The organism is Methylomagnum sp. (genome assembly GCF_054333355.1).
The window spans coordinates 1-3,430 of record NZ_JBTEKS010000438.1; the positions used below are offsets into that span (position 1 = coordinate 1).

Consider the following 3,430-nt stretch of genomic DNA (forward strand, 5'->3'; position numbering starts at 1 on the left):
CGGTGCATCAAGTCGAGCCAGAAAAGCCTCCCAATCTTGGGAAGAAAACGTCACGGTTTCGTTTTCTGCGATGATTTGCCTAGCTCGATCCCGGCCAGTCGATACTAAGAAATTGGATAACGACATACCAGAATAAGCCGCCGCCCTTAATAACAGGTTTTTCAAATCGCCGCTGATTTATAGATCAATATGTTCGTCGTGTGTTAGGTGAGTGGTAGCCATGCTTGGAATCTCCGTTATCAATAGGTTAATCGCGATTTGTGGTTTTCCGAAAGCGCGGGATTAGCCGCTCCGCATCCGACGAAGCCGGATTCAATAAGCCTTTGGCGGGGTTTAGTCTTATAATCGGTGTGCCATGCTCTGACTCTTGCATTTGGTGGTTATGGTCAGCAATGGCGACTGATGATGCCTGTTCAGAAGAGAATTCAGTATTTTCTTCGGAATTATCCACAACCACGATTATTTGATGCTTTCCAGGTTTGACACCTTCTGGCAACTGGATAAACAGGCGGCGGTCTTCTGGGACTTCGTAGTCGATTTTTAAGGATAACATTCTGGTTTCTCCTAAAACTTTTTCGATTTAGCCTGAAGGGACGTAGGTCGGGCATGTATTCATGTCCGAAAAAACCTATCGGCGAGGCAAGCGTCGGGCATGGTAATACATGCCCGACCTACGTGACTTATAGCTTCGGACGAACTCTAATATGGACGCTTTTCCTCTCTATGAATGCCTTCCATCGCTCCATAAGGTTATAATCAAAAATCTCTGCCTTTCCACTACTGCATTTAAGCAATGTAACCAATTCGTCGACATCCAGTAAATGAAAAAAATCATTAGTTTCTTTTGTTGCCGCGATAAGTCGCTCCTGAATGTCTGTCCAGTCTCCATCAAACATAAGCTCCGTAACCAATACCATGCAATGAAATGGCTTAAGTCGATCTACATTTATAGCCGCTCCTGCATCGTCGGCAATCATCTCCCCGCGTTTTAATGCCTTAGAAGCACCTATTAGCTGATCTATAGCTTTTTTTATCTGCTTCTGAACACCTTTAGTCCTTCTGTCTTGACTCCTTTCGTATCCTGATAAAAACACAGATAAATCCTTTGATTCAAAAAGAAAAACACCGAGATCATAAAAAGCTAAGACATCCGTCAATTGACGCCATTTCTTGCCAATTTTTACTTGAGGGCTTTTGTATAAGTTAGGCGAAAAACTAGATATAAGAGAGGCCCAAATTAGCCTTTCAAGCACCTCTCCTTCATCATTATTATCAATAAGAACAGATTGACTGCCCCTTAATCCCACAAAATTTATTTCGATTGTTCGCCAAGTTTCCAGTACAGGAGCTACCTCTAAAACTTCCAAGGTAGTCGCCCCATGGATAGCTTGAGTATCGTCGATAGTAAAATAAAAACAATCCAAAGCATGAGAAGCATTGTCGGTAAATGGTCCAGCATAGAGGGAAGCTATAGGACATATAAAATCAATTAACTTTACCGCATCAAAATTGGAAATATTAGCATTAGTCCATGCATGACAGATATCCATTTCGTTAAACAAAAAAATTGGGAATCGTCGAGATTTAAGAATATTTAAAAGTGCCGCTTGCTCCTCAGTATCACGCTGCACTTGAAAAATATTTGTTGGCAACCCCGGAATATCATAGATTCTGGCAGCAGCAATTAAATAATTGTTCCTTCTACCAAAGGAAAGATTTAAAGGACATCCAGCTATTAAAGCTTTAATGTTTGATGTTGGCGCTTTAATAAGGAGCGCAAAATCATCGGAACCTTTTGCGGGAACATACCAAATGCCCACTCTTTCTGATCTCATTCTTCTGTGAATTCGTCTACTAGGAATATGCATACCCGTTTACCAAAAAGTAAGGCCAAATTTATTTCGAAAACACCCCCATCTGCGTAGCACTCCCCACCTCCGCATCCTCCGCCCCCACCGGCAAAAACCGCACCCGATACCCGAACCGTTCCGCCACTGCCTCCGCCCATTCCCGGAACTCCCGCCGGGTCCACTCGAACCGATGGTCGCGGTGCCGCCGCTTCCCCGCTGGCAGATTTTCGAACCGCACGTTGTACTCCACATTCGGCGTGGTCACGATCACCGTGGGTGGCTTCGCGAACTCGAACACCACCCGCTCAAACGCTGGCAACCGGGGCGGGTCAAGATGCTCGATCACCTCGATGGCGCAAGCCGCGTCGAACCCCGCCAGCCGCGCATCCCGATACGTCAGGGCGCCCTGATGCAAGGCGATACGCTCCCGCAGCTTGGGCGGCAGCCGGTCCAGATTCAGCTTGTCGTGGGCGATTTCCAGCGCCCGGTGCGACACATCGAAACCCTCGACCCGCTCGAAGGCCGCGTCCTTCAACAGCACGCCCAACAGCCGCCCCTCCCCGCACCCCAAATCCACCACCCGCCGCGCCCCGGCCTGCCTGAGCGCCGCCACCACCGCGCCAATCCGCGCCTGATTGAGGCTGATGCGCTCTTCCAATTGCTCTTCATCCCGCCCCCGTGCGGCCTCGCTGGCTTCCGGGTCGAGATCGTCCTCACCCACCAGCCGCGCCAAGGCTTCGCGCAGCAAGGGCCGCTGGTGTTTCAGATAACGGCTGGCGATGGCGTCCTTCTCGGGATGCCCGGCCAGCCAGCCCTCGCCCCGCGCCAGCAGCTTCTCCAACTCGTCCTGGCCCACCCAATAATGCTTGTCGTTGTCCAGTACCGGCAGCAGCACATACAAATGGGCCAGCAAATCCCGCAGCCGACAGGTGGCGGTCAGCGTCACCGCGAAATACGGGCTGTCGCCCCAGTCCGGGAAGCGCTCGTCCAGCGGCAAGCGGCGGGCTTCGACCATGTAGCCCAACGGCTCGAACAAGCGGCGCAGAAAGTCCTCGCCGCCCCGGCTGGGCAGCACGGGAAGCTCGGCTTCCAAGGGAATGGGCGTTTGCGCCAAGTCGGGCCGTTCGCGGCTGTCGCCGTTCAGGGCGGAGCGGTAAATCTGCGCGATGGCGACGCTGAAAAAAGACGAGGCCACATAGGGCCGTTCATTAACGTACTGGGCCAGCATCCCGCCCTCGCCGACGGGGCCGTTCCAGCCCCGCACCAACCCCACCGGGTCCAGGTCCAGCAGCAGCGAGGCGGTGCAGCGGTCGTCTCGCGCTTCCGGGTAGAAGACGTGGGCCTGACCGAAATTGAGGGAGAAGCTTTGGCAGCGGGCCGGGTTCTTGCCCAGCAAATAGCCCAGATCGGTGGCGGGCTGGTGGATGGTGGTGAGGTTCAGCAACATGACGGGGTACTCTTAAGGCAGATTACGGCAAGCCTTGCAGAGCGGGGGAGACATGTCAACGGAACTCACCTGGGAGGCCGGGTTCAGTCGGAGTCCGAACTTTAGTTTGGACGTAATTCAGCAATCAGCGCCC

Annotated in this window: 4 protein-coding genes; all 4 read right to left on the bottom strand. The window is 52.2% G+C overall.

The features are described 5' to 3' along the window. Positions 1-165, bottom strand: a 165-nt coding sequence (locus ACXWUF_RS20700; protein WP_458496454.1) for a type II toxin-antitoxin system TacA family antitoxin, incomplete at its 3' end; no start/stop codon positions are given. Positions 166-247: 82 nt separating this feature from the next. Next, positions 248-553 (bottom strand): hypothetical protein, encoded by a 306-nt coding sequence (locus ACXWUF_RS20705; protein WP_458496451.1) that lies wholly within the window; start codon positions 551-553, stop codon positions 248-250. A gap of 127 nt (positions 554-680) precedes the next feature. After that, positions 681-1,835, bottom strand: coding sequence for a hypothetical protein (locus ACXWUF_RS20710; protein ID WP_458496452.1), 1,155 nt, complete (start codon positions 1,833-1,835; stop codon positions 681-683). 61 nt (positions 1,836-1,896) lie between these two features. Further along, complete coding sequence (locus tag ACXWUF_RS20715) at positions 1,897-3,297, bottom strand: 3' terminal RNA ribose 2'-O-methyltransferase Hen1 (RefSeq protein ID WP_458496453.1); 1,401 nt, start codon at positions 3,295-3,297, stop codon at positions 1,897-1,899. Positions 3,298-3,430: the final 133 nt, after the last annotated feature.

Coding starts and splice junctions, on each gene's coding strand:
- ACXWUF_RS20705 (WP_458496451.1), bottom strand. CDS start 553: ATGTTATCCTTAAAAATCGACTACGAAGTCCCAGAAGACCGCCGCCTG.
- ACXWUF_RS20710 (WP_458496452.1), bottom strand. CDS start 1,835: ATGAGATCAGAAAGAGTGGGCATTTGGTATGTTCCCGCAAAAGGTTCC.
- ACXWUF_RS20715 (WP_458496453.1), bottom strand. CDS start 3,297: ATGTTGCTGAACCTCACCACCATCCACCAGCCCGCCACCGATCTGGGC.